General features: G+C 66.5%; 21 protein-coding genes. 12 read left to right on the top strand and 9 right to left on the bottom strand.

The window, feature by feature from the left end; translation table 11 throughout:
* The first annotated feature begins 116 nt into the window (after positions 1-116).
* On the top strand, positions 117-623 hold the full coding sequence (locus V0R59_RS28210) for a GNAT family N-acetyltransferase (RefSeq protein ID WP_330075520.1): 507 nt from the start codon (positions 117-119) through the stop codon (positions 621-623).
* Here the strand turns inward: V0R59_RS28210 and V0R59_RS28205 are convergent, their stop codons facing one another.
* From V0R59_RS28205 to V0R59_RS28190, 4 genes are all read right to left on the bottom strand, one after another.
* On the bottom strand, positions 624-1,409 hold the full coding sequence (locus V0R59_RS28205; RefSeq protein WP_330075519.1) for an ABC transporter ATP-binding protein: 786 nt from the start codon (positions 1,407-1,409) through the stop codon (positions 624-626).
* A complete protein-coding gene (locus V0R59_RS28200) occupies positions 1,406-2,446 on the bottom strand; it encodes a FecCD family ABC transporter permease (RefSeq protein WP_330075518.1) in 1,041 nt (346 codons plus the stop codon). Before V0R59_RS28200 ends, V0R59_RS28205 begins: the two co-directional genes overlap by 4 nt.
* On the bottom strand, positions 2,446-3,462 hold the full coding sequence (locus V0R59_RS28195) for an ABC transporter substrate-binding protein (RefSeq protein WP_330075517.1): 1,017 nt from the start codon (positions 3,460-3,462) through the stop codon (positions 2,446-2,448). Before V0R59_RS28195 ends, V0R59_RS28200 begins: the two co-directional genes overlap by 1 nt.
* A gap of 328 nt (positions 3,463-3,790) precedes the next feature.
* The gene (locus V0R59_RS28190) at positions 3,791-4,654 is read right to left on the bottom strand and encodes a LysR family transcriptional regulator (RefSeq protein ID WP_330075516.1); all 864 of its coding nucleotides are present in this window, start codon (positions 4,652-4,654) and stop codon (positions 3,791-3,793) included.
* 139 nt (positions 4,655-4,793) lie between these two features.
* On the opposite strand from V0R59_RS28190, the gene V0R59_RS28185 reads away from it, so the two are divergent.
* From V0R59_RS28185 to V0R59_RS28175, 3 genes are all read left to right on the top strand, one after another.
* Positions 4,794-5,528 carry an AzlC family ABC transporter permease gene (locus tag V0R59_RS28185; RefSeq protein ID WP_330075515.1) on the top strand — a complete coding sequence of 245 codons (735 nt, stop codon included), beginning with the start codon at positions 4,794-4,796 and terminating at the stop codon, positions 5,526-5,528.
* Positions 5,518-5,826: an AzlD family protein gene (locus tag V0R59_RS28180; RefSeq protein WP_330075514.1), complete on the top strand. Its 309-nt coding sequence runs from the start codon at positions 5,518-5,520 to the stop codon at positions 5,824-5,826. The genes V0R59_RS28185 and V0R59_RS28180 overlap by 11 nt, the downstream gene beginning before the upstream one ends.
* 207 nt (positions 5,827-6,033) lie before the next feature.
* Positions 6,034-7,713 carry an MFS transporter gene (locus tag V0R59_RS28175; RefSeq protein ID WP_330075513.1) on the top strand — a complete coding sequence of 560 codons (1,680 nt, stop codon included), beginning with the start codon at positions 6,034-6,036 and terminating at the stop codon, positions 7,711-7,713.
* A 46-nt stretch (positions 7,714-7,759) separates the two neighbouring features.
* On the opposite strand, the gene V0R59_RS28170 is transcribed toward V0R59_RS28175, so the two are convergent.
* Positions 7,760-8,980: an MFS transporter gene (locus V0R59_RS28170; protein WP_330075512.1), complete on the bottom strand. Its 1,221-nt coding sequence runs from the start codon at positions 8,978-8,980 to the stop codon at positions 7,760-7,762.
* 145 nt (positions 8,981-9,125) lie between these two features.
* On the opposite strand from V0R59_RS28170, the gene V0R59_RS28165 reads away from it, so the two are divergent.
* The 3 genes from V0R59_RS28165 to leuD all read left to right on the top strand — a co-directional run bounded on the left by V0R59_RS28165 (position 9,126) and on the right by leuD (position 12,159).
* The gene (locus V0R59_RS28165; protein WP_330075511.1) at positions 9,126-9,899 is read left to right on the top strand and encodes an AraC family transcriptional regulator; all 774 of its coding nucleotides are present in this window, start codon (positions 9,126-9,128) and stop codon (positions 9,897-9,899) included.
* 228 nt (positions 9,900-10,127) lie between these two features.
* The gene (leuC, locus tag V0R59_RS28160; protein ID WP_330075510.1) at positions 10,128-11,549 is read left to right on the top strand and encodes a 3-isopropylmalate dehydratase large subunit; all 1,422 of its coding nucleotides are present in this window, start codon (positions 10,128-10,130) and stop codon (positions 11,547-11,549) included.
* 1 nt (position 11,550) lies between these two features.
* Positions 11,551-12,159, top strand: coding sequence for a 3-isopropylmalate dehydratase small subunit (gene leuD, locus V0R59_RS28155; RefSeq protein ID WP_330075509.1), 609 nt, complete (start codon positions 11,551-11,553; stop codon positions 12,157-12,159).
* Positions 12,160-12,186: 27 nt separating this feature from the next.
* On the opposite strand, the gene V0R59_RS28150 is transcribed toward leuD, so the two are convergent.
* On the bottom strand, positions 12,187-13,101 hold the full coding sequence (locus V0R59_RS28150; RefSeq protein WP_330075508.1) for a LysR substrate-binding domain-containing protein: 915 nt from the start codon (positions 13,099-13,101) through the stop codon (positions 12,187-12,189).
* 121 nt (positions 13,102-13,222) lie between these two features.
* On the opposite strand from V0R59_RS28150, the gene V0R59_RS28145 reads away from it, so the two are divergent.
* Entirely contained in the window at positions 13,223-14,557 is a 1,335-nt protein-coding gene (locus V0R59_RS28145; RefSeq protein ID WP_330075507.1) for a 2-hydroxycarboxylate transporter family protein, read from the top strand.
* A gap of 33 nt (positions 14,558-14,590) precedes the next feature.
* On the opposite strand, the gene V0R59_RS28140 is transcribed toward V0R59_RS28145, so the two are convergent.
* Together V0R59_RS28140 and V0R59_RS28135 are read right to left on the bottom strand one after the other, a co-directional pair.
* Positions 14,591-15,892 (bottom strand): NtaA/DmoA family FMN-dependent monooxygenase, encoded by a 1,302-nt coding sequence (locus V0R59_RS28140; protein WP_330075506.1) that lies wholly within the window; start codon positions 15,890-15,892, stop codon positions 14,591-14,593.
* Between the two features lie 148 nt (positions 15,893-16,040).
* Positions 16,041-18,119, bottom strand: a complete 2,079-nt coding sequence (locus V0R59_RS28135) for a TonB-dependent receptor (RefSeq protein ID WP_330075505.1) — start codon at positions 18,117-18,119, stop codon at positions 16,041-16,043.
* 242 nt (positions 18,120-18,361) lie between these two features.
* Between V0R59_RS28135 and V0R59_RS28130 the strand changes: the two genes are divergently transcribed.
* Positions 18,362-19,138 (top strand): IclR family transcriptional regulator, encoded by a 777-nt coding sequence (locus V0R59_RS28130; RefSeq protein WP_330075535.1) that lies wholly within the window; start codon positions 18,362-18,364, stop codon positions 19,136-19,138.
* A gap of 51 nt (positions 19,139-19,189) precedes the next feature.
* Here the strand turns inward: V0R59_RS28130 and V0R59_RS28125 are convergent, their stop codons facing one another.
* Complete coding sequence (locus V0R59_RS28125) at positions 19,190-19,981, bottom strand: ABC transporter ATP-binding protein (RefSeq protein WP_330075504.1); 792 nt, start codon at positions 19,979-19,981, stop codon at positions 19,190-19,192.
* A gap of 151 nt (positions 19,982-20,132) precedes the next feature.
* Between V0R59_RS28125 and fepB the strand changes: the two genes are divergently transcribed.
* Genes fepB through V0R59_RS28110 form a run of 3 tightly spaced genes read left to right on the top strand, consistent with a single transcriptional unit; the run spans position 20,133 to position 23,083 of the window.
* Positions 20,133-21,032, top strand: coding sequence for a Fe2+-enterobactin ABC transporter substrate-binding protein (fepB, locus tag V0R59_RS28120; protein ID WP_330075503.1), 900 nt, complete (start codon positions 20,133-20,135; stop codon positions 21,030-21,032).
* A gap of 6 nt (positions 21,033-21,038) precedes the next feature.
* Positions 21,039-22,064, top strand: a complete 1,026-nt coding sequence (locus tag V0R59_RS28115; protein ID WP_375547382.1) for a FecCD family ABC transporter permease — start codon at positions 21,039-21,041, stop codon at positions 22,062-22,064.
* A complete protein-coding gene (locus V0R59_RS28110) occupies positions 22,061-23,083 on the top strand; it encodes a FecCD family ABC transporter permease (RefSeq protein WP_330075501.1) in 1,023 nt (340 codons plus the stop codon). The genes V0R59_RS28115 and V0R59_RS28110 overlap by 4 nt, the downstream gene beginning before the upstream one ends.
* The last annotated feature ends 112 nt before the right edge of the window (positions 23,084-23,195 follow it).

The following is a 23,195-nucleotide window of genomic DNA, read 5'->3' as shown; positions in this document are numbered from 1 at the left end:
GGACGTCCTTTGAGGATGCCTGGCGGCGGCCGTTATTGTTTTTGGAATGTGCGGATTTAATGGGAGGTTTCCGTGGTGGGTCAAGCAAATCCCGGCTTTTTTCGTGGCTTATTGACATGAGTTCGGTGGATCTTCCCATCGAAGTCCCTGGCGAAGGTGATATCGCGGCTGTGGTGGACTTCGTCATGCAGGCGCGGGCACGGATCTTCCCGATGCTGGCGGATGCGCCGATGCCGGCGGACCTGGTGGATTTCGTCGGGCACTACCTGGTGCCCGGGGCCGGGCGTTTCCTGATCGCCCGGGATGCCGGGCGTATCGTCGCGGCGATCGGTTACTTGCGCTATGACCATCGTTTCGCGCAACTGGACTATCGCGGACGGCGAGTGGTGGAGGTGGTGCGCCTGTTCGTCGAGCCGGGCTATCGGCGCGACGGCCTGGGACGGCGGTTGTACGAGGCGCTGAGGGACATGGCGCGTGCAGCGGGCGTCGAGGTGCTTTACCTGCATACCCATCCGTTCCTGCCGGGGGCGGTCGAGTTCTGGCAGCGGCAGGGTTTCGTGGTGCTGGATGTGGAGGACGATCCGCTGTGGCGGACTACGCACATGGAGTTGGAACTGGCCTGATCAACGCGCACGCAAGCGCAGGTAGCGGCTGCCGTCCAGCGGGTCTTCGATGAAGTGGCCGTGCACGCCGAAGGTGTCGTGCAGGCGTTGCGGGGTCAGCACATCGAGCGGCGCGCCAAGGGCCACCAGGCGGCCGTGGTCCATCAGCGCCAGGCGGTCGCAGCCGAGGGCCTGGTTGAGGTCGTGCAGGGCGATCAGGGTGGTTACCGGGAGGGCCTGGACCAGGGCGAGGATGCCCAGTTGCTGCTGGATATCCAGGTGGTTGGTCGGCTCGTCGAGCAGCAGGATCCGCGGCTGCTGGGCCAGGGCGCGGGCGATGTGCACGCGCTGGCGTTCGCCGCCGGACAGGCTGTGCCACAGCCGCTGCGCCAGGTGCGCCATGCCCACCGCCTGCAAGGCCTGGTCGACGATCCCGTCATCGGCGGCGCTCCACGGCGACAGCGCCGACAGCCACGGCGTGCGCCCCAGCTCCACGGCATCGCGCACGCGCAGGGCGTCGTCGGTGCTGGCCTGTTGTTCCACCACCGCCAGTTGGCGCGCGACTTCGCGGCGTCGCAGCCGGTGCATGGGTTCGCCGTTGAGGCGGACTTCGCCGCTGTGGGGACGCAACAAACCCGCCAGCAGCCTGAGCAGGGTGGACTTGCCGGAGCCGTTCGGCCCGACGATGCCCAGGGTTTCCCCTGGCCGTACCTGCAGGCTCACCCCATCGAGCAGCGCGGTGCCCTTGACCTGGTAACCCAGGCCGCTGCATTCCAGCGCGGCGGTGCATTGATCGAAGGCATTCATCGTGGACGCTGCCCCCGGACCAGGATCAGGGCGAACAGCGGCGCGCCGACCAGTGCGGTGATCACGCCGATGGGCAGCACCTGGCCCTTGAGCAGGGTGCGTGACAGCACGTCGGCGGCCATCAGGAACAAGGCCCCGCCCAGCGCACTCAGCGGCAGCAGGCGGGTATGCCGCGGCCCGGTCAGCAGGCGCACGGCATGGGGGATCACCAGGCCGACGAAGCCGATGGCGCCGACGATGGACACCAGCACCGCAGTCATCAATGCCGCGCAGGCCACCAGCAGCATGCGCACGCGGCGCACCGGGATGCCCAGGGCTGCGGCAGCGTCGCTGCCGAAGGTGAAGGCATCCAGGGCGCGGCGATGCCACAGGCACACCAGCAGGCCCAGCAGCACCACCGGCAACGCCAGCCACATCGCCGGCCAGCGGATCCCGCTTAGGTTGCCCAGCAGCCAGAACATCAGGCCGCGGGCCTGCTCGGCGCTGGCCGAGGCGGTGATCAGGAATGCAGTCAGGGCGTTGAACAACTGCGAGCCGGCGATCCCGGCGAGGATGATCTGGCCGTTGCTGCCGCTGCCACGGGCACTGCGGGCGAGCAGGGTGACCAGGGCGAAGGCGCCCAGCGCACCGAGGAAGGCACCGCCGGACATGCTCAGCATCCCCGCGCCGACGCCGAGCAGGGTCACCAGCACGGCACCGGTCGAGGCCCCGGCGGAAATCCCCAGCAGGTAGGGATCGGCCAGCGGATTGCGCAGCAATGCCTGCAGCACCGCGCCCGCCGTCGCCAGCCCGGCCCCGCAGGCCCCGGCCACCAGGGCGCGGGGCAGGCGGTAGTTCCAGATGATGCCTGCGTCGATGGGGTCGAGCAGGTGCCCGGCATTCCACAGCTTGTTGCCCAGCACCTCCAGCACCACGGACAGGCCGAGGCGGGTCTCGCCGATGCTGGCGGCGGCGATCACCGCCAGGCCCAGCAGGGCGCCGACCCAGAGGGCATGGGCCAGCGAGCGCAGGGCGAGGCGGGCGACGGCGTGCTGCATCAGTTGGCCTTGCGCAGCTTCTGGCTGGCTGCGGCCAGCACTTCGAGGCCGTCCATCAGGCGTACGCCCGCGTGCATGGCATCGGCGTCGATGATGACGATGCGCTCGTGCTTCACCGCGTCCATGTTGCGGGTGACCGGGTCGGTCTTGAGGAATTCCAGTTTCTTCTGGTAGTCATCCGCCGGGAAGCGACGGCGGTCCATGCGCGCGATGACGATGAAGGTCGGGTTGGCCTTGGCCAGGGTTTCCCAGCCCACGTTCGGCCATTCCTCGTCGGACTCGACCACGTTGCGCATGCCCAGGCTGTTCAGCATGAAATCGGGGATGCCCTTGCGCCCGGCGACGTAGGGGTCGGTATCGAGGTCGGCGCTGGAGAACCAGAACAGCGCCGACTGGTCCTGCTCGCGACGCTGGCCGGCGCCGGCGGTGACGGCTGCCAGGCGCGCCTTGAGCTGGTCCACCAGGGCCGTGCCACGGTCCTGCACGTCCATGATCTGCGCCAGTTGCTCGATGCTCTTGTACAGGCTGTCGACGCGGAAGGTTTCCAGGCGGGTGCCGTCGGCGCCGGTGAGGTTGTCCTTGCCTTCGCAGTCGGAGGGCAGCAGGTAGGCCGGCACCTTGAGTTCGGCGAACTGCTCGCGGGTGCCGACCACGCCTTGCGGGCCGACCATCCACTCGAACTGCACCGCTACCAGGCCCGGACGCTTGCCGATCACCGCCTCGAAGCTCGGCTCGTTGTCGGCCAGGCGCGCGACCTTGTCGTTCTGCGCCTTGAACTGCGGCGCCACGTCGTTGAACCACAGCGAGGTGCCGGCCAGTCGGTCGCCCAGGCCCAGGGCGTAAAACATCTCGGTGCCGGCCTGGCCGATGGTCACGGCGCGGGCGGGGGCCTGGTCGAAGGTCAGCTTCACCCCGCAGTTTTCGAGGGTCAGCGGGTAACGGGTCGGGGCGGCGAAGGCAACGTTGCCCAGGCCAAGGCAGGCCAGCAGGGCAAGGGCGAGGCGGGAAGGCGACATGCGGATGCGATCTCCATTCGAACGAGTGCGGCGGCAGATAGAGGCACCTTGCGCAGACCGGGGGGCGGGATGGTACGGGATAGAGCCGGGCAGGGCCAGCAATCATGGGATGGACAGACATCGAATGGTCGGCCCGGAGTCTTTGGGAGTTCGCCCCGCCTTTCTGGCTGCTCAGTCGCGCAGAGAACAGGTCTGGAGAGCGACGCAGACCTTGTGGGAGCGGGTTCACCCGCGATGACGCCGGTGAATTCAGTATCGCAATCGCGGGTAAACCCGCTCCCACAAGTCCCCGCTCCCACAAGCCCGTGCAGAACCAGAAGGCTATGTCTCAGGACACCGCCGCCGTCTTGAGCATCTTGATCAACAGCCCATGCAACTGGTCCACCGGCTTCGATCCTTGGGACGCTCGGCTGCGGTAAACCGCCACCTCCATCGGCTCCAGCGGCCCCAGGCCGTGCTCGGCGCCGAGGATCTCCAGGTGCTCCGGGGCGCTGCAGCGGGTCAGCACCGCCACCGCCAGGCCGCTTTCCACCGCGGCGATCTGCCCGGCCAGGCTTGAGCTGTTGTACACCACCCGGTAGTCGCGTCCTTGCAGGGCCAGCGAGTGGATGGCGCAGCGCCGCGCCAGGCTGGTGCTTTCGTAGGTGGCGATGGGCAGCGGGTCGCGGCGCCAGACATCGAACTGCGGCGAACCGACCCAGACCATCGGCTCGCGGAACAGCAGGGTGCCGCGCCGCGAATGGTCGCGGGAGACCAGGGCCAGGTCCAGGTCGCCCTGCTCGATCCGCGGGATCAGCGAGGTGGACTGTTCGCAATCCAGCTCGATTTCCACCGCGCCATAGCGCAGGGCGAAGCGCTTGAGCACCGGGGTCAGGTAGCGCGCCGCGTAGTCGTCCGGCACGCCGAGGCGGATGCGCCCGGTGAGTTCGTCGCCACGGAAGGCGTTCTGCGCGTCGCTGTGCAGGTCGAGGATGCGCCGCGCATAGCCCAGCAGCACCTGGCCGTCCGGGGTCAGCTGTTGCTGGCGGGCATCGCGCACCAGCAGTTGCCGGCCCACTGCGGCCTCCAGCTTCTTCAACTGCATGCTCACCGCCGATTGCGAACGGTGCACCTCGGGGGCGGCGCCGGATAGCGAGCCGGTGTCCACCACGGCGACGAAGCACTTGAGCCAGTCGATCTGCAGGTCCTGCATGGGGGCATGCTCCTTTGCATTCGATTAACAAATAGGTCGGATGCGTAATATGCGCTTTTCGCAAAGACGTGTCTGCCGGATAGTGGCGGGCGTCCGAAAGCGTTGCCAGAAGAACAGCGGTCCGCCGGACGGGCCGCGGATGAGGAGGTTTGTCGTGTTATCGGTTGCCAAGGGCTCCACGGAGCTGGGCTACAACGAGGTATGGGACGGGTTCCGGCAGTTGCTGCCGATCTCGATGTTCGTCGTGGTGTTCGGCCTGGCCTTCGGCCTGGCAGCGGCCCAGGTCGGGCTGGATGCGCCGACGATCATGTGGATGAGCACCCTGGTGTTCGCCGGCGCGTCGCAGTTCGCCGCCCTTGACCTGTGGGGGGCGCAGGTGCCGCTGGTGCCGTTGATTGTCACTGTGTTCGCCATCAATGCCCGTCACCTGCTGATGGGTGCCACGCTCTACCCGTGGTTGCGGGAACTGCCGGTGGCGCGGCGCTACGGGATCATGCTGGTGGTCTCCGATGCCAACTGGGCCATGGCCATGCAGGCGCTGTCCGCCGGCAAGCCGGGGCTGGGCATCCTCTTCGGCGGCGGCCTGGCGCTGTGGTCGACCTGGATCCTCGGCACCTGGCTCGGCCTGTATTTCGGCAACCTGGTCAGCGACCCGGTGAGCTGGGGCCTGGACATGGTCATGGGCTGCTTCCTGCTGTCGATGGTGGTGGGTGGCAAGAAAGACCTGCGCATGCTGCTGATCTGGGGCGTCGCCGCCGCTTCGGCGTTGCTGGCGTACGTGTTCCTGCCGGAGAACAGCCATGTGGTGGTCGGCGCCCTGGCCGGCGGTATCGTCGGCGCGGTGTGGATGGAGAAGAGCAAGGATGAGCATTGAAACCACGGGCTACGGCCCGTTGATCCTAGTCCTGGTCATGGCCGTGGTGACCCTGGCGACGCGCTGGGGCGGGGTCTTCGTGATGTCCTTCGTGCCCATCAACCGTCGCGTGCAGCAGTTCATCGGGGCGATGTCCGGCTCGGTGCTGGTGGCGGTGCTGACGCCGCTGGCGATCAGCGGCGACAACGGCGCGCGGGTGGCGCTGGCCAGCACGGCGCTGGTGATGCTGCTGGTGAAGAAGCCGTTGCCGGCGATTGCTGCGGGAATCGTCGCGGCGGCGCTGTTCCGCCACTTCTGAATCGCTGTTTCTGCGCCAGCGGTCCAGCCGCTGGCTATCTGCCAAGCTGCGATTATTCTTAATCCTGCGTGCAACGCGAGGCCGTCCGCCCGTTCCCGGGCCCGGCGCAGTCCGTAATCCGATGTCATCAGCCTTTCGAATGGCCAGAGTGCGTGCGGAAATCAAAGCGGGAAGCTCCGGCCTACAAGAACAAGACGGAGAACATTCATGGCGGCAGTCAGCGGTACTTCATCCCCGGGCAGCACGTCCGGCAAGAACATCACCCACGACGAGCGCAAGGTCATCTTTGCCTCGTCACTCGGCACGGTCTTCGAGTGGTACGACTTCTACCTGTACGGCTCGCTGGCGGCGATCATCGCCAAGCACTTCTTCGCCGGGGTCAATGAAACCACCGCGTTCATCTTCGCCCTGCTGGCCTTCGCCGCCGGCTTCGCGGTGCGACCGTTCGGCGCCATCGTGTTCGGGCGCCTGGGCGACATGATCGGGCGCAAGCACACCTTCCTCATCACCATCATCATCATGGGCGTGTCCACCGCGGTGGTCGGCATCCTGCCCAGCTACGCCAGCATCGGCGTGGCGGCGCCGATCATCCTGATTACCCTGCGCCTGTTGCAGGGGCTGGCCCTGGGTGGCGAGTACGGCGGCGCGGCAACCTACGTGGCGGAACACGCGCCGCCCGGCAAGCGCGGTTTCTTCACCTCGTGGATCCAGACCACCGCGACCCTCGGCCTGTTCCTCTCGTTGCTGGTGATCCTCGCCTGCCGCACCGCCCTCGGCACCGAGGCCTTCGAGGCCTGGGGCTGGCGGATTCCGTTCCTGCTGTCGATCCTGCTGCTGATTGTCTCGGTGTACATCCGCATGCAGTTGCAGGAATCGCCGGTGTTCAAGCGCATGAAGGAAGAGGGCAAGGCGTCGAAAGCGCCACTGACCGAGTCCTTCGCCCGCTGGGACAACCTCAAGGTGGTGATCATGTCCCTGCTCGGCGGCACCGCAGGCCAGGCCGTGGTCTGGTACACCGGGCAGTTCTACGCGCTGTTCTTCCTGTTGCAGACGCTGAAGATCGACCCGCAGACCGCCAACCTGCTGATCGCCGGTTCGCTGCTGATCGGCACGCCGTTCTTCATCTTCTTCGGCAGCCTGTCAGACCGCATCGGCCGCAAGAAGATCATCATGGCCGGCTGCATCCTGGCCGCGCTGACCTACTTCCCGATCTTCAAGGGCCTCACCGAATTCGGTAATCCGGACATCTACACCGCCCAGCAACAGAACCCGGTGACGGTGATCGCCGACCCGGCGCAGTGCTCGTTCCAGTTCGACCCGGTGGGCAAGGCGCGCTTCACCAGCTCCTGCGACGTGGCCAAGAGCCTGCTGGCGAAGAAGGCGATTCCCTATGAGAACGAAGTGGGCGAGCCGGGCGCGGTGGCCCAGGTGCGCATCGGCAACAGCATGCTGCCGAGCTTCGACGGCAGCAGCCTGCCGGCGGCGGAATTCAAGGCGGCCAACGACAACTTCATCGCGACCCTCGGCGGTGCGCTGAAGAATGCCGGTTATCCGGAAAAGGCCGATCCGGCCAAGACCAACTACCCGATGGTGCTGCTGCTCCTGACCATCCTGGTGATCTACGTGACCATGGTCTACGGACCGATCGCTGCCTGGCTGGTGGAGCTGTTCCCGGCGCGGATCCGCTACACCTCGATGTCGCTGCCGTACCACATCGGCAACGGCTGGTTCGGCGGCTTCCTGCCCACCGTGGCCTTCGCCATGGTCGCGGCCACCGGGGATATCTACTACGGGCTGTGGTATCCGATCGCGATCGCGGTGATGACGGCGGTGCTGGGCATCTTCTTCATGCCGGAAACCAAGGACCGCGACATCAACCACGCTTGAGCCGACAAGCATCCGGGCCCCATCGCAACGATGGGGCCCGTGCTGCTCACACGCCTTTGGTCGAAGGCAGCAGGATGGTCATGATCCCCAGCAACGGCAGGAACGAGCACAGGGTGTAGACCTCGGTGATCCCGTGCAGGTCTGCCAGGTGCCCGAGCAAGGCCGCGCCGATCCCGCCGAAACCGAACATCAGGCCGAAGAAGATCCCGGCGATCATCCCCACGTTGCCCGGTACCAGCTCCTGGGCATAGACCACGATGGCCGAGAAGGCCGAGGCCATGATGAAGCCGATGATCACGCTGAGCACGCTGGTCCAGAACAGGTCGGTGTAGGGCAGGGCCAGGGTGAACGGCGCCGCGCCGAGGATCGAGAACCAGATCACCGCCTTGCGTCCGATACGGTCGCCGATCGGCCCGCCGAAGAAGGTGCCGGCCGCCACCGCGCCGAGGAACAGGAACAGGTACAGCTGCGAACTGGCCACCGACAGGTCGAACTTCTCGATCAGGTAGAAGGTGAAGTAGCTGGTGAAGCTGGTCATGTAGAAGTACTTGGAGAACACCAGCAGCGCCAGGACCACCAGGGCGAAGGTCACCCGGCGTTTCGACAGGCCGTGGGTAGCCTTGGTCCCTTGCTTGAGCTTGAACAGGCTGAGGTGGTTGCTGTACCAGCGGCTCAGCTTGTACAGCACGAACATCGAGAACAGCGCCACCAGCCCGAACCAGGCGGTATGGCCCTGGCCGTAGGGGATGATGATCGCCGCCGCCAGCAGCGGACCGAACGCGGAACCGGCGTTGCCGCCGACCTGGAAGGTCGACTGGGCCAGGCCGAAACGGCCGCCCGAGGCCAGGCGGGCGATGCGCGAGGCTTCCGGGTGGAAGGTCGACGAGCCGATGCCCACCAGCGCCGAAGCCAGCAGGATCGAACCGAAGCTGCCGACGAAGGCCAGCAGGACGATGCCGATCAGCGTGCAGATCGAGCCCACCGGCAGCAGCCACGGCTTGGGATGACGATCGGTGTGGTAGCCCACCCAGGGCTGCAGCAGCGAGGCGGTGAGCTGGAAGGTCAGGGTGATCAGGCCGATCTGGGTGAAGCTCAGCCCGTAGTTGGCCTTGAGGATCGGGTAGATCGACGGCAGGACCGCCTGGATAAGGTCGTTGACCAGGTGGGCGAGGGCGCAGCCGGCGATGATCTGCATCACCAGCGGGCTGCTCTGGCTGGGGCTGGCGGAGGCGGAAACGGGTGGAGCGGTGGTACTGCTGGCAGACATGCTGGACCTTCCGGAGAGTCACGCGGCACACAAGAGGAAAATGTGCTCACAGGGGTTCAGGGTTATGGTTTCGGAGCTTATGCTAGGGGCCGACTGATCGCCTGTCTCGCGCGATTGGGACAATGACTGTCGAGAAACGGGCAAGATGATCAGACCCCTGGACGAATTCCTCCGCGATATCGACCTGGCCGAGTGGCGACTGAGCAGCAGCGCCACCGATTACCCGGAAAACTGGAGCATCCCGCCGCACTCCCACGGCAAGCACCAGCTGATCTACGCCATCGAAGGGGTGATGGTGGTGCATTCGGAACGGGAGCAGTGGACCGTGCCGCCCAGTCGCGGCATCTGGATGCCCCGGGGGCAGGTGCATTCGATCCGCTGCGTCGGTGCGGTGAAGATGCGCAGCGTGTTCGTCGAGCCCGACGAGCAGCTCGAACTGCCCGCGCACACCTGCGCGGTGAGCGTCTCGCCGCTGCTCAGCGAGCTGATCAAGGTGTCCGTGGATATTCGCCATCCCCACGGCGCGGACTCCCGGGACGCGCGGGTGCTGCGGCTGATCCTCGACGAGCTGGAAGTCCTCCCGACCCTGCCATTGAACCTGCCGCAACCGACCGAGCCGCGGCTGCGCAGGATCTGCGCGGTGCTGCAGCATGATCCTGGCGACAACGCCACCCTCGGCGACTGGAGCCTGCGCCTGGGCCTGGATGAAAAGACCATCCAGCGCCTGTTCCGCCGCCAGACCGGCATGACCTTCGGCCAATGGCGCCAGCAGGCGCGCTTGCTGGCGGCACTGGAACGGATCGCGGTGGGGGAGAAGATCATCGAGGTGGCCGGGGCGCTGGGGTATGACAGCCCCAGTGCGTTCAGCGCCATGTTCAGGAAGCATTTCGGGCGTACGCCGAGCCAGTTCTTTCGCTGATCTTCAGGACAAAACGCGGATCCTGTAGGAGCGGGTTCACCCGCGATTACGATGTCGGCTTCACCGCCGTCATCGCGGGTAAACCCGCTCCTACAGGATTCGCGTTGCCTTGTCGGCGCTGATTGAACACATTTGGTGAATCACCACATTCCATTCCCCGCATTGATGCCCCATCCGCACTGAATGATCCTGTGGCAGGCCTGCATGAACAACCACAAGAGACCTGCCATGACCCACCCCAGAACCCTCTACGACAAGCATATCGACAGCCATACCGTGTGCACCCTCGACGACCACGGACATGTCCTGCTCTACATCGACCGCCAGGTGGCCAACGAGTACACCAGCCCGCAGGCCTTCAGCGGCCTGCGCGAGGCCGGGCGCGAGGTGTGGCGGCCCAAGGCGACGCTGTGCGTGGTCGACCACGTCAACCCGACCGCCCCCGAGCGCATCGCGGCCATGCCGGATGCCGGCGGCGCACGGCAGGTGTCGTACTTCGAGGAAAACTGCCGGGACTTCGGCATCGAGCTTTTCGATGTGCTCGACAAGCGTCAGGGCATCGAGCACGTGGTCGCCCCGGAGCAGGGCTTCATCCTGCCGGGCATGGTGGTCGCCGCCGGTGACAGCCACACCACCACCTACGGCGCCCTCGGCGCCTTCGGCTTCGGCATCGGCACCTCGGAGATCGAACACCTGCTGGCGACCCAGACCCTGGTCTACAAGCGCCTGAAAAGCATGCGCGTGACCGTGCGCGGCGAACTGGGCGCGGGCCTCGTCTCCAAGGACATCATCATGGCCCTGATCCGCCGCATCGGCGCCTCCGGGGCCACCGGCTACGCCATCGAGTTCGCCGGGCCGACCATCGCCGCGCTGAGCGTCGAGGCACGCATGACCATCTGCAACATGGCCGTGGAAGCCGGCGCTCGGGGTGCTTTCATGGCCCCGGACGACAAGGTCTTCGCCTACCTCAAGGACAAGCCCCGCGCGCCCCGTGGCGAGTTGTGGGAGCAGGCCGTGGCACGCTGGCGCGAGCTGTACAGCGACCCCGGCGCCGCCTTCGATGCCGAAGTGGAACTGGACGCCAGCGCCCTGGAACCCATGGTCACCTGGGGCACCAGCCCGGACCAGGCAGCGCCCATCGGCGCGGCGGTCCCCGACCCGCACGACGAGCCCGACCTGATCCGTCGCCACGACCTGCAGCGCGCCTTGCGCTACATGGGCCTGGAGCCCGGCGCACGGCTCAGCGACATCCGTATCAGCCACGCCTTCATCGGTTCCTGCACCAATGCCCGCATCGAGGACCTGCGTGACGCTGCCCGGGTAGTGCGGGGACGCAAGGTGGCGGACGGGGTGCGTGCGATGATCGTGCCCGGCTCGACCCTGGTCCGCGACCAGGCCGAAGCCGAGGGCCTGGCGCGGATCTTCCGCGACGCCGGCTTCGAGTGGCGCCAGTCCGGCTGCTCCATGTGCCTGGCGATGAACGACGACGTGCTGGCTGCCGGCGACCGCTGCGCCTCCAGCACCAACCGCAATTTCGAGGGCCGCCAGGGGGCCGGTGCGCGCACCCACCTGATGAGCCCGGCGATGGTCGCCGCCGCTGCCGTCAGCGGCCACCTCACCGACGTTCGCCACTTCGCCCTGGAGGCCTGAGATGCAACCCTTCGATTCCGTCTGCGGCATCGCCGCGCCGTTCCTTGCCGCCAACGTCGACACCGATGTGATCATGCCCAAGCAGTTCCTCAAGGGCATCGACCGCAGCGGCCTGGACCGCGGGGTGTTCTTCGACCTGCGCTTCCTTGCCGATGGCCAGCCCAACCCCGACTTCATCCTCAACCAGGAGCCGTGGCGCTGGTCGCGCTTCCTTGTGGTCGGGCCGAACTTCGGCTGTGGTTCCAGCCGCGAGCATGCGGTGTGGGGGCTCAAGCAACTGGGGATTCGCGCGCTGATCGGCAGCAGCTTCGCCGGGATCTTCTTCGACAACTGCCAGCGCAATGGCGTGTTGCTGATCCAGTTGGCGGAGGAACAGGTGCAGGCACTGGGACGGCAGGTTGGCGAGGCGGGGGAGGCGGAACTGTGCATCGACCTGCCGGCCCAGCAGATTCGCCTGCGCGATGGCCAGAGCATTGCCTTCGACATCGATCCGCTGCGCAAGGAGGCGCTGGTACTGGGGCTCGACGCCATCGGCAGTACCTTGCAACGCACTGCGCAGATCCGTGACTTCGAAGCGCTGCACCTGCAGGCCAACCCCTGGCTGGCCTGATTCAGGCAACCGCGCAGCGCGCAGGTCTCAGGCCGAGTACTGCCTGAGATAATTCTCGAGAAACTCCACGCAGACCCGCAGCTTGGCCGAATCCGACAACCGCGTCGGGTACACCGCCCAGACGTTGGCGCTCTGCGTGTAGTCGTGCAGCACCTGCACCAGCTTGCCCTGCGCCAGCAGCGGGCGCACATCCCACAGCGAGCGCAGCAGGATGCCCTTGCTGCCCAGGGCCCACTGCAGAACGATCTCGCCGTTGTTCGACGACAGCGGCCCGCTGACCCGCACCGCTTCTTCCCGCCCGCCATTCTTCAGGTGCCAGATCCCGAACGGATTGTTGCGCTCCTTGAGCACCAGGCAGTCGTGTTCCGCCAGGTCCTTGAGGGTCTGCGGCGTGCCGCGCCGGGCCAGGTACTCTGGCGTCGCACACAGCACCCGATGGTTGTCCAGCAGCTTGCGGCTGATGTGCTGGCCGGGGATGTCGTCGCCGACGCGGATCTCCAGGTCGAAACCCTCGGCGATGATGTCCACCACCCGGTCGAACACGTCCAGGCGCACTTCCAGGTCCGGGTACAGCGAACTCAGCTCGGCGATCGCCGGGGCCATGTGGTTGCGCCCGAAGCCGAAGCTGCTGCACAGGTGCAGCATGCCCCGCGGCGCCTTGCGGGCGTCGGTCAGTTCGCCGACGAAATCGTCCAGGTCATCGAGGATGCGGATCGCCCAGCGCTGGGTGCGCTCGCCGGCCTCGGTCAGGGCGATGCGCCGGGTGGTGCGGTGCAGCAGGCGGGTGCGCAGGGTTTCCTCCAGGATGCGGATGCGCTTGCTGACGTAGGCCGGCGACTGTCCCAGCTCGTCGGCGGCGCCGGCGAAGCTGGCCTTGCGGATCACCGTGAGGAACACGCGGAGGTCTTCGGGGAGGGGTGATTCGATACGATGTGTGTTCATAGGCCCCATGGTTTGCACGTTTATTCCACCATGCGCGAAGGATAGCATCCCTCCATCGATGCGCCGAGCCGCGGATTCGGGCATCGCCACTCCTCCTACAACAACAAACAGAGGAACGACCATGAGCCTGGTCTCCGACTCCGTGGCGGCGCCTGCCGACGCCACCGCTTCTCCGCTGCGCCGTCTGCTGCGTTATGAAATCGGGGTGATCCCGCTGCCGTATTTCCTCGCCATCGCGCTTATCGTGTTTCTTTCCGCGCACTTTGGCCTGCTGCCCAAGACCATGATCGGCGGCCTTGCCGTGATCATGACCCTGGGCATGTTCTTCGGCCAGATCGGCCAGCGCCTGCCGATCCTCAGGGAAATCGGCGGCGGCGCCATCCTGTGCCTGATGCTGCCGTCGATCCTGGTGTTCCACGGCTTCTTCGGCAGCACCACCATCGATGCGACCAAGATGCTGATGAAGGACGCCAACTTCCTCTACTTCGTCATCGCCAGCCTGGTGGTGGGCAGCATCCTCGGCATGAACCGCTTCATCCTGGTCCAGGGCATGCTGCGCATGTTCGTGCCGCTGCTGGTGGGCACCCTGGCCGCGGTGACGGCGGGGCTGCTGGTGGGTACGTTGTTCGGCTACAGCGTCTATCACACCTTCTTCTTCATCATCGTGCCGATCATCGGCGGCGGCATCGGCGAAGGCATCCTGCCGCTGTCGCTGGCCTATTCGAGCATTCTCGGCGGCAGCCCCGAGCAGTACGTGGCGCAACTGGTGCCGGCGGCGGTGGTGGGCAATATCGTCGCGATCATCTGTGCCGGGGTGCTGGCGCGCCTGGCCTTGCGCCGCCCGCAGCTGAATGGCGACGGCATGCTGATCCGCGCCCGCGACGAGAACGACAGGTTCCGCGAGAAGGAAGAGGCGGCGCATGGCATCGACTTCCGCTACATGGGCGCCGGCGTGCTGGTGATCTGCGCCTTCTTCGTGCTCGGCGGGCTGCTGGAGAAGGTGGTGCACATTCCAGGGCCGGTGATGATGATCCTCGTCGCCGTGCTGTTCAAATACCTGCAAGTGCTGCCGGCACGGCTGGAGGACGGCAGCAAGGCGTTCTACAAGCTGGTGTCCACGGCGTTCATCTGGCCGGTGATGATCGGCCTGGGGATGCTCTACGTGCCGCTGGACAGCGTGATGAAGGTGTTCTCCGTCGGCTACGTGGCGGTCTGCGTGGCGGTGGTGGTAGCCATGACCCTGGCCGGGTTCCTGATCGGCAACCTGCTGAAGATGTTCCCCATCGAATCGGCCATCGTCACCTGCTGCCACAGCGGGCTGGGCGGCACCGGGGACGTGGCGATCCTGTCGGCGGCAGGAAGGATGTCGCTGATGCCGTTCGCGCAGATCTCGACGCGGATTGGCGGGGCGTCGACGGTGATTCTGGCGACGCTGTTGCTGGGGATCTTCCACTGAAGTCCGGATGAATCCCCACGCTACTGGCAATGCTCAATCGTTCAGGTGATGGACAAAGGTCGCCCCGCTGTACTCCCGGCGGAACAATCCCCGCTCCACCAGGCGGGGCATCACCTGCTCCAGGAACAGATGCACCGACTCCACCGAGCCCCCCGGTGCCGCGATAAAGCCGTCCATGGCGCCGGCCTCGGCCCATTCGACGATGCTGTCCACGGCATCGTCCACCGTTCCGATCACCTGCCAGTGCGCCGCCGAGATCACCTCCGGCTTGAGCAGCAACTGGTCCACGCTCAACGACTCGCGTTCGATCAGGCGCCGCAGCAGGTTGGTGTGGGTGCGGCTGTTGGTCTTCGCCAATGGCGGCGGCAGGTCGGCGGCGGTCACCGGGCGATCCGCCGGCCACTGGCTCAGGTCCAGCCCGGTCATTTCCTTGATCGAGGCGAACTTGCGCTTGCGGTCGAGGCGGGCGTGGGTCTGCATGAACAATGCGCGTGCCTCTTCCCGCGTGGGCGCCAGGTACAGGCTCAGGCCCGGCAGCAGGCGGATGTCCTGCGGGTCGCGGCCATGGTGCTCGGCACGGCGTGACAGGTCGCGGCGCAGCTCCAGGGCGGCGTCCATGTCCGGCGTCGGCGAGAACACCAGGTCGGCCACCGAGGCGGCGAAGTCGCGGCCGGACTCCGAGGCGCCTGCCTGGACGAAGGGAATCCGCGCGCCACCGAAGGCCGGCAGGTTGAGCGGGCCCTTGACCTTGAAGTGCTGGCCCTCATGGTTCACGGGGTGGATCAGCGAGGTGTCGGCGTACTGGCCGGCAGCGCGATCCAGCTTGAGCGCCTCGTGGGGGAAGCTGGCCCAGAGTTGCTGCACCAGCTCGGTGAACTCGGCGGCACGCTGGTAGCGTTCCTCGGCGCCAGGCATCTGTTCCAGGCCGAAGTTCTCGTGGCCCTGCAGGGCGGTGACGATGTTCCAGCCGACCCGGCCGTTGCTGATCCAGTGCAGGGATTGCAGTTGCCGGGCCACCACGTAGGGCGGGTAGAAGGTGGTGGAAACGGTGGAGACCAGGCCGATATGCGTGGTCGCCTGGGCCACGGCGGCGAGCAGCACGGTGGGGTCGAGGCTGGCGAAGCCGGGGGCGTGCTCCATCACTTCGACGGCGAGGCTGCTGACGTCCGGGCGGAACACGAAGTCCAGGTGCGCGGCCTCGGCGCGGCGCGCCAGGTCGATGGCGAAGTCGGCGCCGAACAGGCCTTCGATATTGCTGTTGTCCTGTCGCCAGCCGTCGCCGCTGAGCCAGGTGGGAGCGAGGGAGAGGCCGATATGGAGTTTTTTCTTGCTCATGTGCAGATCCTTGGTATTGCTCGAATCCCTGTGGGAGCGGGTTCACCCGCGATTGCGTCGGTGAATTCACTACCGTAATCGCGGGTAAACCCGCTCCTACAAGTCACCGCTGAGTCAATGGGTCATGTGGTGTTCTACGAGAGCTGAATCAGAACGCCCCCTTCACCCCGACACCGAACATCCGCGGCGTGGTCATGCTTGCCTCGGTGCCGCCGATCCCGCGGTTCTGCTGCATGTACAGCGGCGAACGATCATCGAACACGTTCTTCACATAGCCATACAGCTCGACCGCCTTGCTGAAGCGGTAGCCCACCCGCGCATCGGTGAGGGTGTATGAGTCCACCGCGTAGGTCTTGGTGTTGGCGGTATCCGAGTAGTAGCCGTCCACATGCCGCACCTGCGCCGAAAGGTTGAGCTTGTCGGTGACATCCCAGCTCGGCCCGAAGCTCAGGCTGTAGCCCGGCGAGCGGGCGAACTCGTTGGCTTCATAGCTGTTGTTCGAGGAGATCTTGTCGATCCGGGTACGCAGGGTGCCGGCGCTGGCCTTGAGGGTCAGGTTGTCCAGCACGCGGTAGTCGGCGGTCAGTTCCAGGCCGTAGGCATGGGCCTTCTCGGCGTTGATGGTGTAGGACTGCGCGATGCCGGTGGAGATCACCACCGGGATGTTGTACTGGGCGTCCTTGTGGTCCATGTAGAACAGGTTGCCGCTCAGTTGCAGGCGGTCGTCCAGCAGGCTGGCGCGGGTGAACAGCTCGTAGTTCCACACCGACTCTTCCTTGAACGCCATCCAGTTGCGGGTGGTCAGGTTCAATGCCACGCCGCCGGGGTTGTAGCCACGACTGAGCATGCCGCCGACGGTCCAGTCCGGAGTCACGGCGTAGGCCAGCGAGACTTTCGGCAGCAGCGCCGAGAAGGTCTTCTGGTAATCCAGCGGGGTCGGCGCCAGGACCGAGCGGCCTTCACGTTCGATGCGGTCTTCCTGGTAGCGCAGGCCGGTGCCGAGGGTCCAGCGATCGCTGAGGCGGTAGCTGAGGTCGCCGAACACGCCGAGGTTTTCCTTGGTGTCGTCGAAGGTCGACAGGCCGGCGAGCCGCAGGCTTTCATCGGACTTGGTCCTGGCCACGTAGACGCCGGTGGCGCCGCTGACCGTGCTGTCCTGGTCGCCGAAGGCCAGGCGGGTTTCGTTGGACAGGTTCTTCTGCACGATGTCGGCGTCGCCGTTGCCGGGAATGCCGGTGTAGCGCTGCACGTGGGACAGCGAGTACTGCGCCTGGTTGAGCAGCTTGAGGCCGTTGTCGAAGTCGTAGCTGAGGTCGAGCACGCTGGTGTTGGTCGACTGCTCCCAGTTCGGCATGGTGGTGGTGCTGTGCTCCAGCTTGTGGAACGGCGCCGCCGCGGCCTCCTGGCTCGGCCGGTTGGCATCGCTGTGGGCGAAGGTGTACTTGGCTTCCAGGCCGGGCAGGGCGCTGGGCAGCCAGAGCAGCTTGGCGCGGGCGGTGGTGTTGCTGAAGTTCTTGTCTGCCTTGCCTTTCTGGAAGTTGGCGCTGGTGTAGTCGATGAAGGTGTCGCGCGCCGAGTGGTCGACGGCCAGGCGCCCGGCCAGTTCATTGCCCAGCAGCGGTCCGGAGACCGCCAGCGAGGTGCGGCGGGAGTCGTAGTTGCCGACTTCGGCCTGGTACGCGGCTTCCGGGGTGAAGCTCGGGTCCTTGGTGTTGACGATGATCGCCCCGGCGATGGCGTTGGCGCCTTGCGAGGTGGTCTGCGGGCCGCGGAAGACCTCGATGCTGTCCAGGTCCCAGACCGAGGTGGCGCCGAAGTACATCTCGTTGTAGTTCAGGTAGTGGCCGTCGAGGTTGATGGTCGCTCGCGGCACGGTGCCGCCCCAGAACACGTTCTGCCCGTTGTTCGGGCCCTGGCTGTCCATGCCGCGGATCACCGGGGCGCCGACGCTGTCGGTGTAGATCACGTTGGGCACGTCGTTGAGCACCTCGGTGACGGTCGCGCTGCCGGTCTTTTCCTTGTCGATTTCCTTGGCGCTTTTCACCGTCACGGACGAGGCGGTGTTCTTCAGTTCGCGCTCGACCTTTTCGCCGGTGATGACGATGGGCTCGAACAGCAGCGGCTCGACGGCAGCTTCCTGCGCCATGGCCTGGGTGGCGCCCAGCAGCGTCGACAGGGTCAGGACGCTGAAACCGCGGGCGAGGGTGAGGGGGGAATAGGCGTTCAACAACAGCACTCCTGAATGAGAATGATTGCGTTTTGTCGCAAGGCTATCACGCGGCCATTACGTTCCTCAATAAAGAATTCATTCCGCAATGTGGTTTGTCGTTCAGTTGCGTGCCTTCCCCCCCAAATCAAAATCGGTATCATGCGCAGCGCCCTTGCCTTGCCATTGGCGCCCATAGCCTGCAGAAGGAACAGCCGCGACCCAGCGGCGAGGAGAGTCATTTGAAGACAGACGAGTCCGCCCTGGACGACGCCGAGCAATCCCCAGGCGAGAAGCGTTCCGGGACCATCCAGTCGGTGGCCATCGCCACGCGTTTCCTGCAGGTGCTGGCCAGCGCCGAGCACGAACTGGCCCTGGGCGAGGTGGCCCGGCGCACCAACACGGGCGGGTCCACCACCCACCGCTACCTGCAGAGCCTGGTCAAGGAAGGGCTGGCCCGGCAGGACCCGGCCACCGGCCTGTACGACCTTGGCCCGGCGGCATTGAGCATCGGCATTGCCGCGCTGAAGCGGGTCGACGCGGTGGAAATCGCCGCCAGCCACATGAAGGCCCTGGCCCACCGGCAGGCAGCCAGTGGTGGCGTGGCGATCTGGACCGAGCGTGGGCCGACTCTGGTGCGCTGGTACCGCAGCGCCTATTTTTCGGTGAACCCGCTGGCCCTCGGCGACATCCTGCCGGTGGACAACACCGCCTGCGGCCTGGTGTTCCAGGCGTTCCTGCCCAAGTCCGTGATCGATGCCGCGCGCAAGCAGCAGCCGGCGCATTTCCGCGGCACGCCGCCGGGCAAGGCGGTGCTGGACGAGGTGCGCGAGCGGTGCTGGGCGGAGATGACCAGCCACCTGCTGTCGAACGTTACCGGGCAGGCGGCGCCGGTGTTCGATGCGCAGGGGGAGATTGTCTGCTGCATGACCACGGTGACGGATCTCGGGCGCTTGAATTCGCCGGAGGATCGGGATGCGTTGTACCGGGAAGCGCGGGTGGTGAACCAGTCGACCGGAGGCAGGGGGTGGGCTGAGTAGATGCCCAGCGCATGGGAGCGGATGAGTCCGCTCCCATGCTGACCGCGTCGCCTATTGGCGCCGTGCCAGTCCCCTGGGCACCACCATCGGCGTCCCCGTCACCGGATCCGGAATGATCAACGCCTCAAGGCCAAACACCCGTGCCACCAGTTCCTCGGTAAACACCTCTCCGGGCGCGCCGCTGGCAATCACCTCGCCATCCTTCATCGCCACCAGGTGCGTGCCGTAGCGACAGGCCTGGTTCAGTTCGTGCAGCACCGCGACGATGGTTCGCCCCTGGCGGTTCAACGCCGCCAGCAACTCCAGCAACTCGATCTGGTGGGCGATATCCAGGTAGGTGGTCGGCTCGTCCAGCAACAGGATCGGCGTCTGCTGCGCCAGCACCATGGCGATCCACACCCGCTGGCGCTGGCCGCCGGACAGTTCGTTCAGCGGCCGCTCGGCCAGGTTCTCGACCCCCGTCGCCCGCATTGCCTCGTTCACCGCCTGTTCGTCGCTGCGTGACCATTGGCGCAGGAACGACTGGTGCGGATAGCGCCCCCGGGCCACCAGGTCGGCCACGGTGATGCCGTCCGGCGCCGTCGCGCTCTGCGGCAGCAGGCCCAGGCGCCGCGCCACCTCGCGAGCGGGAAACTCGCCGATCGGGCGCTGGTCCAGCAGCACCTCGCCGGCACTGGGAGCCAGCAGGCGGGAGAGGGCACGGAGCAGGGTGGACTTGCCACAGGCATTGGGGCCGACGATGACGGTAAAGGAGCCGTCGGGAATGGTGATGCTCAGGTCGCTGGAAATGGTCCGCTGCTCATAGCGCAGGGTCAGCGCATCGGCCCGCAGGCGGTGCGTCATGGCGGGAAATTCCTCGGGAATGATGGCGCGGCAGTATTGCATGTGCGGAATTTATTCCGCAATATGGAATGCGAAACGCTCTCAATCGTATCATCTTGAGATTCGCGGTGCCTCGAACCACATCAAATCCCACTGACCTGCCGATACCCTCATGAAAAACCTCACCCCCCTCCTGCGCCTCGCCGGCACCACCCTGGCCCTGCTGGCCGGCCTGGCCCAGGCGGTAGAACCGCCGAAACGCATCGTCTCCACCAGCCCCAGCCTCACCGGCATCCTGCTGGCCATGGACGCCCCGCTGGTCGCGACCGCCGCCACCACGCCGAGCCGGTTGTCCGACGGCAAGGGCTTCTTCACCCAGTGGGCGAAGGTCGCCGACGAGCGTGGGGTCGGGGTGCTGTACAAGAACCTGGTCTTCGATATCGAAGCGGTGATCGGCCAGGACCCGGACCTGCTGGTGATCTCCGCCACCGGCGCCGACAGCGTGATCCAGCACCGGGGCGAGCTTGACGCCCAAGGCATTCGGACCACGGTGATCAACTATTCCAACCAGAGCTGGCAACAGATCGCTACCGAACTGGGTCGCCAGGCTGGCCTGCAAACCCAGGCCGCCGCCGCGATCAAGCGCTTCGACGACTATGCCGCCGGTGTTGCCGCGACCCTCAAGCCATCGGCCGGTACGGTCAGCGTGGTCGGCTACAACATCGGCGGCAGCTACTCCATCGCTCGTGTGAACAGCCCTCAGGCGCAGGTGCTGGGTGCCCTCGGCTTCAAGGTCGAGGGGCTGCCGGCGGCGCTGGAGCCGCAGGTGCAACGCAGCTCCGACGTGGCCTTCATTTCCCGCGAGAACCTGTCGGCCGGCATCAGCGGCGACAGCGTGTTCCTGCTCAGCGCCACCGACGCAGACGTGCAGGCCTTCCTCAACGACCCGGTGCTGGCCAACCTGCCGGCGGTGGTCAACAAGCGGGTCTACGCCCTGGGCCCGAGTTCGTTCCGCATCGACTACTACTCCGGGCGCGAGATGATCGACACCGTTGCGCGGAATTTCCGCTAAGTGACGCTGGCGATTTCCCTACCCCGGGCCCGCCGGCGCAGGCGCACGTGTGGCCTTGTCATCGGCCTGGCGTTGCTGGCCATCGCCGTGCTGCTGAGCCTGGCGATCGGCTCGCGGACCCTGGCGCCGGGCGATGTGCTGGAAGCCTTCCGCAGCTTTGACCGGCATGACGACGCGCACCTGATCGTCCGTGAAATGCGCGTGCCGCGCACCCTGGTGGCGATCCTCGCCGGCCTGGCCCTGGGCCTGGCCGGTGCGATCATGCAGGCGGTGACGCGCAATCCCCTGGCTGAACCCGGCCTGCTCGGGATCAATGCGGGCGCGGCACTGGCGGTGATCGCCGGGGCGGCCGCCTTCGGCATGACCAGCATGGCCAGCTACGTGTGGTTCGCCTTCCTCGGCGCCGGGCTGGCGGGCACGGCGGTGTTCCTGCTGGGGCAGGCCCACGAGACCACCACCAACCCGGTGCGCCTGGTGCTGGCGGGGGCCGGGGTGTCGGTGCTGCTGGCCTCGGTCACCGGGGTAATCATCCTCAACGCCCCGGCGGAAGTGTTCGACCAGTTCCGCCATTGGGCCTCCGGTTCCATCGAGCGTGCCGACTTCAACGCGGTGGCGGTGCTGGGGCTGGCGGTACCGCCGGGTGCGCTGGCAGCGCTGGCCATCGTCGGCAACCTGAATGTCCTGGCGTTGGGCCGCGACCTGGGGCAGGCACTGGGCGCCAGTGTGCGTGGCACCTGGTTGCTGGCCTGCGTCGCGGTGATGCTGCTGGCCGGCGCGGCCACGGCGGGGGCCGGTCCCATCGCCTTCGTCGGGTTGGTGGCGCCGCACCTGGCGCGCTTGCTGGTGGGGCCGGATTACCGCTGGCTGCTGCCGTACTCGGCGCTGTTCGCCGCAGTGCTGTTGCTGGTGGCCGACGTGCTCGGGCGGGTGGTGGGCGGCAGCACCGAGATCGCCGCCGGGATCATCGCGGCCTTGCTCGGCGGTCCGTTCTTCATTGCGGTGGTGCGCAAATACCGGTTGAACAAACTATGAATGTCTTTCGTATCGCGGGCTGGTCCGTGCGCTGGCAGCCACGGGTGGCGCTGGTGTGCGTGCTCCTGGCCGTGCTGGCGCTGGTGCTCGGCGTGGTGCTGCTGGGGATCGGCAGCCTGCACCTGAGTCCGGCGCAGGTGCTGGCCGCACTGGGCGGCACGGGTGATGACCCGACGGCGCAACGAGTGATCACCCGGGTGCGCCTGCCGCGGGTGCTGACCGCCTTGCTGGTAGGGGCATCGCTGGGCATGGCCGGGGCGATCTTCCAGTCGATCTCGCGCAATGCCCTGGGTTCGCCGGACATCATCGGCTTCACCACCGGCGCGGCCAGTGGTGCCATCGTGCAGATCATCCTGTTCGATGCCGGGCCCCTGGGCACCTCGCTGGCGGCGGTGCTCAGCGGCATGGCCACGGCGGCGCTGGTATTCGTGCTGGCCGTGAAGGGGCGCAGCACTGGGGGCTATCGGCTGGTGCTGGTGGGGATCGGCGTGGGCGCGATGCTGTCCGGGTCGAATACCATCCTGCTGGTGAGTGGCGATCTCGACCAGGTGATGACCGCGCAGTTGTGGCTGGCGGGGTCGTTGAACACCCGCACCTGGGCCCATGTGCTGCCGGCGGCGCTGGGCTTGCTGCTGATCGCGCCGGTGGCGTTGTACCACGGGCGGCGGATGAACCTGCTGGAGATGGGCGATGACACGGCGAGCCAGCTGGGCGTGGCGGTGGAGCGCACGCGCTTGCTGATGGTGCTGGCAGCGGTGGCGCTGACGGCGATCGCCACGGCGGCGGCCGGGCCCATCGCCTTTGTCGCCCTGGCGGCCCCGCAACTGGCGCGGCGGGTGAGCGGGGCGGCGGAGTTGCCCCTGGTGTCCGGGGCGCTGATGGGGGCGGTGCTGTTGCTGGCGGCGGATCTGCTGGGGCAGCGGTTTCCGTGGTCGTTGAACATGCCGATCGGGTTGACCACGGGGATGCTGGGCGGGGTTTACCTGTTGTGGTTGCTGGCGAGGAATCGGCGGATGTAACGCCGCCACGGACCCTGTAGGAGCGGGTTCACCCGCGATTGGGGGAGTGTATTAACCCCCGCCATCGCGGGTGAACCCCCGCCCACCACGACGGTGGCGGTTTCACGGACCG

The organism is Pseudomonas ulcerans (assembly GCF_036324125.1).
In the GTDB taxonomy this organism is placed as follows: domain Bacteria; phylum Pseudomonadota; class Gammaproteobacteria; order Pseudomonadales; family Pseudomonadaceae; genus Aquipseudomonas; species Aquipseudomonas ulcerans.
This window is presented reverse-complemented; position numbering and strand designations above follow the sequence as displayed.